Below are 6,746 nucleotides of genomic sequence, written 5' to 3' on the forward strand. Positions count from 1 at the left end.
TTAAAACCCTATGTAGATGAATTTATAACAGATACTTATGGTACTGCAGTTGGTGTAATTAACCCAAAAGCAAAATATAAAGTTGTAATAGAAGGGCATGCAGATGAAATTTCTTGGTATGTAAATTATATTTCAGATAAAGGATTAATTTACGTTATTAGAAATGGAGGTAGCGACCACCAAATAGCACCTAGTAAAGTTGTAAATATACATACAAAAAAAGGGATTGTAAAAGGTGTATTTGGCTGGCCAGCAATACATACGCGTAATCGCTCTAAAGAAGAACCACCAAAGCCAGATAACATTTTTATAGATTGTGGTTGCAAGACAAAAGAGGAAGTAGAAAAATTAGGAGTACATATTGGCTGTGTAATAACGTACCCAGATGAATTCCATATTTTAAATGAAAACAATTTTGTTTGCCGTGCTTTAGATAATAGAATGGGTGGATTTATGATTGCTGAGGTCGCTCGTTTATTAAAAGAAAACAAAAAAGAGCTTCCTTTTGGCTTATACATAACCAATTCTGTACAAGAAGAAATTGGGCTACGCGGAGCAGAAATGATTACACACACAATTCAACCAGATGTAGCCATTGTTACAGATGTAACACATGATACTTCTACCCCAATGATAGATATGAAAGTACAAGGAGAAGCAGAAATAGGAAAAGGCCCAGTTATTGCCTACGCTCCTGCTGTACAACAAAAGCTACGTGATTTAATTACAGACACAGCCGAAGATAAAAAAATACCTTTTCAGCGTGCTGCATTATCTCGTGCCACAGGTACAGATACCGACGCTTTTGCATATAGTAATGGTGGGGTTGCTTCTGCACTTATCTCTTTACCTTTAAGATATATGCACACTACTGTAGAAACTGTACATAGAGAAGATGTTGAAAATGTAATTAAATTAATTTATGAAACATTATTAAACATAAAAGATGGAGAAACATTTAGTTATTTCGATTAATTAAAAAATCCATTTTTAACGAATAAAACAAAGCCTCGTAATATTATAATTACGAGGCTTTGTTTTGTTTATATTTAAGTATAAATAGTATTCGTTTTATATTGTAATGATAACCTAAAACAAGTTCTGGTTAACGTAATCCTTTGTGCCTAATCTCTGGTATTCATAAATTTAACACACTAAATTAATTATTAACTATACTTAAATTCTGAATTTTAATTAATTTTAAAGCATGAATTTACACGAGAAAAAAGACTTATTTAACCTCTCAGATAATATTACTTATCTAAACACAGCTAGCTTATCGCCTTCCTTTAAATCTGTTGAAGCAGCAGGAATTACTGCTGTTTTAGAGAAAAGTCAACCTTATACGATTCCTGCATCAGATTTTTTTGATCCAGTAATAGAGCTTAAATCATTATTTGCAAAAATCATTGATGTAGAGAACTATAATAGGATAGCTACAATTCCTTCTGTATCCTATGGTATGGCCACTGTAGCAAATAATATAAAACTAAATTCTGGAGATGAAATTATAGTAATAGAAGAGCAATTTCCTAGTAATATTTATGCATGGAAAGCATTAGCAAAACAATATAAAGCCTCTATAAAAACAATTAAACAACCAAAAACTAAAAATAATTGCGGGAAATTATGGAATAACGCTATTATAAATGCTATTAGCGATAAAACTGCTGTTGTAGCAATGGGTAACATACATTGGATTAATGGCACTATTTTTAATTTAAAAGCTATTAGAGCAAAAACTAGAGTACATAAATCATTGTTAATTATAGACGGTAGTCAATCGGTTGGTGCTTTTCCTTTTTCTGTAAAAGAGATAGAACCAGACGCTTTAATTTGTGCGGGATACAAATGGTTATTTGGTCCTTATGGTTGTGCATATGCTTACTACGGCTCTTATTTTGATAATGGAACACCTATAGAAAATAATTGGGCAAATAGATTAGGAAGCGAAAATTTAGCAGATTTAACTACTTATCAAGACAAGTATAAACCATTAGCAAACCGTTATGATGTTGGGGAAAGTGGGAGTTTTATTTACACTAAAATGCAAATAGCTGCTTTAAAAGAAATTTTAAAGCTAAATCCCCTTAACATTCAAGAATATTGTAAAGCTATTACTTTAGAGCTTGTACACGAATTAAAAGTATTAGGCTGTTATATTGAGGATGATACCTTAAGAGCCCATCATTTATTTGGAATTAAATTACCTAATTATATCGCTATAGAGCCTCTAAAAATGGAGTTAAAAAAACAAAATATTTATGTTTCTTTTAGAGGTAATTACATGAGAGTTTCTTGTCATTATTTTAATACTTCTCACGATTTTAAAAAATTATTAAATTGTATAACTCCGTTTTTAAATCATAACTAAAGACATAAAAAAAAGCCTTGAAATTAACACTTCAAGGCTTTTTACTAATTGTCCGTTTGTATCATAATGCTACTTATAACGTCATGCTGAACTTGTTTCAGCATCGCATAATACCTAAAACATAGATGTCTCATGGTGAAAACCTTAAACTAGTTCAGGTTAATGATAGCCTTTTATAATTGATTACAGATATTCAACTTTTTTATTATACTTTATAAATAGTATTTAATTTTTAGTAGTTAAAAGCTTATTTACCATTTCTTTTAATGCTTTCACTTCTTTTTCTAAAGCATCAATACGCTCATCTTTACTTTCGCTACCTGTTTTAGAGCTTGCTCCAGACTCAATATTTTCGGCATATTTTGCACGTATAGCATATGGTACACTCACAAAAGGAGACGAGCCAATAACCACATAACTACCTCCTCCTGCTGGATCTAGTTCAACTCTTAAATTATTAACATGAGACCAATCTATATTTGCAAATGTTCCAGTAATTACAATACCACTACCAATAGTAAAACTTACAGCTCCTGTAGAAGATGTTGTAACATTGTGTATTTCTGAATATACCGTTGTATTAGATGCCGTAACATCTTGTATGTTCATTCTAAAACTAACAGATTGATTTGTTAAAGGTTGCCCAGTATTATCTCTTAGTATACTTTGGTAATTTAGTAATTCAGGAACAGCACTAGTTGCTGGACCTACAGGCTCTTCTATACCAACTTTACCCCATTCTGTACCTTCCCAAATATATAATGATTTCTCAGTAGTATCATACACCATCAATCCGATATCTACTCCACTTAACGCCGACCCAGAGGCTGGTGTTGTAGCCATAGCATTCCTTTGTGAGGTTGTTACTCTATTAATTAGCAATCCTTTATCTGTATCACTTAAAGTTAATGAAGCATTTCTATTAGCATTAGCTGTACCAATACCTACACTAAATCTGTTAGCAGCTGTATTACCACCTAACAATAAGGTATTGGCTACATTATTTGTAACATTACTACCAATAACAACAGAATTATCTTGAAATGTTTGACTGCTTACACCAATAACAATTTGGTTATCTCTACTTACAGATGTCGATGTCTTCGAATCATATCCTAAAACAATGTTGTCTGTACCTCTTACTCGTGTATTATTGCCTATAAACACATTTCTGTTTGCTCCAGAAGTAAGCGAAAAATTAGCATCATGACCAAGACCAACGTTATCATTTCCAGATCGGTTTAAAGATCCAGCAATAGCTCCTAGGTAAGTATTTCTATCTCCTCCTACTAAGCTTGTAGATGAGGTATCGTTATTCCACCCAGAACCATAACCAACAAATGTATTTAAATTGCCTTGTTGATTTCTAGCTCCAGCATTATAGCCCAAAAATGTATTTGCTGTACCTTCTATATTTGAGTGTCCAGAGCCTCCTCCAAAAAAAGAGTTAGCCTCCCCAGTTGTATTACCATATCCACTCCCTCTAACTGTAAACGTATCTAAATCATACTTATTAGGATTACCGAAAAAGGCGTCTACCGTGGTCTGTATTCCTGTATCTCCTCCAACAAAAGTATTCCCAGTCGCAGTTGTATTAAAACGCCCTGCTCCAGAACCTATAAAAGTGTTCGCTCCACCTGTTGTATTAGAAAACCCAGAGTCTTCCCCTACAAAAGTATTATTTGAGCCAGAAATATTAGTGGTTCCAGATTCTTCGCCTATAAAAGTATTATCTGTACCTGTATCATTATTTTCCCCTGCTTCAGCTCCTACAAATACGTTATCGAATGTTGTTGTAAAACGCCCAGCTTCAGATCCTATAAAGACATTTTCACTGTCATCACTAGAATTGGCACCTGCTAATGTACCTACCATTACGTTTCTAGAACCATTAACAAGAGTGCCTCCTGCACCATCACCTATAAAAGTATTAAAATCTCCTGTAGTTAACGAAGCTCCTGTAGTATAAGTTTGCTGTGCTCCATTAGCATCGAAAGAAATAACACTTCCTCCTAAAATTTCATTTGCGGTCTGAGAAAAAGACATTGCGCACACGCTCATGCACAAGACTAATAATAATTTTGTTTTCATAAAATTGATTAGATTAATTAATTGTAATTACACTGTATTTCAACAATATAGCACCATAAAATAATACTATTATTTACATTAGCAAAATATAACTTACAAACGGTAAAATATTAGGGTGTTTTTCCTGTTTTAGCTTCAGAAAACCCCCATATTTTATTAATTCACAATATATTATTTTTGTATTCTTATGGATGAATACATAGATATTGTTACAAAAGCTGGAAAATATACTGGGCATTCTGCTTTAAAGTCTGAAATACATACTAAAGGCTATTACCACAATACTGCGCACATATGGTTTTATACCAACAAAGGTGAAATATTATTACAACAACGTGCAAAAACGAAACAGATTTGTCCTCTACTTTGGGATGTTTCGGTTGCTGGACATATAGATGCCGGTGAAACATTAACTAGTGGAGCTATTAGGGAAATAAAAGAAGAGATTGGACTCTCTATTTCTGAAAAGGACTTGTATAAAGTTGGTGTTTTTGAGTGTTTTAATAGTTATGATAATGGTATTATAGATAACGAATTCCATCATACATATATAGCTGAATTAAAAGTAAACATTCTAGACTTAACACCACAAAAAGAAGAAGTTGAAGCTTTAAAGTTAGTCTCTTTTAAAAGTTTTGAGGCTTTACTTAAAAACAGTGCTACTAATGGTCATTTTATAGCTTCAAATGCAAAATATTATAAGCAAATATTACAGGCTATTACTAATGTTATTAGTTAGTTTTACACATTATTTTTATACATTCGCTTAATGGATTTAATTCTTTATGCACTTGCTCCAATTTCTGTTATTATTTTCTACATCTATCTTAAAGATAAATATGAAAAAGAACCTAGGCGGTTATTAATTATCTCCTTTATTCTTGGAGCCATTGTAAGTGTTATTATTACACTTATTCTTTATTCTGCTTTTAATATTGTAATACCGCTTAATGACAAGTATAGCGTATGGGAACAATTTAAACAAGCCTTTTTTGTTGTTGGATTTTCTGAAGAATTAAGTAAATATTTAATTGTTTTGTTTTTTGCGCAGAGACATAAAGAATTTAATGAGCCTTTTGATGGTATTGTTTATGCCGTTATGGTTTCTATGGGGTTTGCTGCTACAGAAAATGTTATGTATGTATGGAATGGTGGGGCTTCTACCGCATTAGTAAGAGCTTTTACTGCTGTACCAGCTCATGCTACTTTTGGTATTTTAATGGGTTATTTTATGGGGAAAGCTAAGTTTTCTACCAAAAGAATACCGTTAAATCTAGCTGGACTAGGATTAGCCATTTTATTTCATGGTGCTTACGATTTCTTTTTATTCATACAGTTTATTCCTGGTATTTGGATTGGCGCTTTTGTATCCTTAATCATTGGGATTATTTTATCTAAAAAAGCTATAAAACGACATCAAGACAATTCGCATTTTAAAATAGAAGATTAGATTAAACACATCATTATCAATATTTTATTGCTTTTGTGTTTAAAAATATTTAAGTTTGAGTAACCACTCAACTTAATATTATAATTCGCTATGTCATCATTTATTGAAAAAATAAAAAAGACGCCTCAATGGGCTGTATTATCACTGTCTACTTTACTTATACTTGGTTTAACATATTTAGGTTTTATATTATCTATAAATCAATTTGAGAAAACCAGTCATGAATCTCTCTCTTATTTTGATAATGCTTATAAAGAAAACATAGAACTTATTAAAAAAAGACCTAGCGACTCTTTAAATAAAGAGCAAATAGATATTTTATTACGTAAAGTCTCCATTATAGAGCAAAATAAATTACACCATTTAGATCTTGTAAAAAAGTTATATAAAAATAATTATGCATTATTAACTTTATTTCCTTTTATATCTGCTATTACAGCCATAATTGCTTTTTTGCTCATTCAAAAAGGTTGGACCTCTAGTGGCGTATATTTAAAGTCCTTTTTTATACTATTTACAACCTTAACTGCTTTAATAGGAATTTATCCAGAGGTATATAAACAAACCGAAAGTATAGAGGCTAATTTAGAAGCTTATCTTAGTCATAAAAAAATACAAAAATCAATTTTTAACTACGCATTAACAGCTCCAGTTATTGAAAAAAAAGAGATTAGTTTTAATGTGTTTTTAGATAGTATTAATACAAAAGAAAAAGCGCTTTCAAATATTATATTTGGTTTACAGAAAAAAACAGTAAGTAAACAAATTTTTGAAGCTGCAAAAGAATAGTTATACTTAACAAACTACTATATTTGCTTTGTAAATTATAGC

At 31.5% G+C, this 6,746-nt stretch carries 6 protein-coding genes; 5 read left to right on the forward strand and 1 reads right to left on the reverse strand.

Annotated elements, in window-relative coordinates; all coding sequences use genetic code 11:
* The coding region (locus tag ACVC2P_RS01400; RefSeq protein ID WP_452596697.1) for a M42 family metallopeptidase at positions 1-975 on the forward strand (975 nt) is incomplete at its 5' end.
* 232 nt (positions 976-1,207) lie between these two features.
* Positions 1,208-2,374: an aminotransferase class V-fold PLP-dependent enzyme gene (locus ACVC2P_RS01405; RefSeq protein ID WP_452596698.1), complete on the forward strand. Its 1,167-nt coding sequence runs from the start codon at positions 1,208-1,210 to the stop codon at positions 2,372-2,374.
* Positions 2,375-2,599: 225 nt separating this feature from the next.
* Here ACVC2P_RS01405 and ACVC2P_RS01410 read toward each other — a convergent pair whose 3' ends face one another.
* A complete protein-coding gene (locus ACVC2P_RS01410; protein ID WP_452596699.1) occupies positions 2,600-4,465 on the reverse strand; it encodes a hypothetical protein in 1,866 nt (621 codons plus the stop codon).
* Between the two features lie 187 nt (positions 4,466-4,652).
* Here ACVC2P_RS01410 and ACVC2P_RS01415 point away from each other — a divergent pair, with 187 nt between their 5' ends.
* The 3 genes from ACVC2P_RS01415 (at position 4,653) to ACVC2P_RS01425 (ending at position 6,704) form a co-directional block, all read left to right on the forward strand.
* The gene (locus tag ACVC2P_RS01415) at positions 4,653-5,204 is read left to right on the forward strand and encodes an NUDIX hydrolase (protein ID WP_452596700.1); all 552 of its coding nucleotides are present in this window, start codon (positions 4,653-4,655) and stop codon (positions 5,202-5,204) included.
* Between the two features lie 30 nt (positions 5,205-5,234).
* Positions 5,235-5,915 carry a PrsW family intramembrane metalloprotease gene (locus ACVC2P_RS01420; RefSeq protein WP_452596701.1) on the forward strand — a complete coding sequence of 227 codons (681 nt, stop codon included), beginning with the start codon at positions 5,235-5,237 and terminating at the stop codon, positions 5,913-5,915.
* A 90-nt stretch (positions 5,916-6,005) separates the two neighbouring features.
* A complete protein-coding gene (locus ACVC2P_RS01425; RefSeq protein ID WP_452596702.1) occupies positions 6,006-6,704 on the forward strand; it encodes a hypothetical protein in 699 nt (232 codons plus the stop codon).
* Positions 6,705-6,746 lie beyond the last annotated feature (42 nt).

The organism is Pontimicrobium sp. MEBiC01747 (assembly GCF_053601635.1).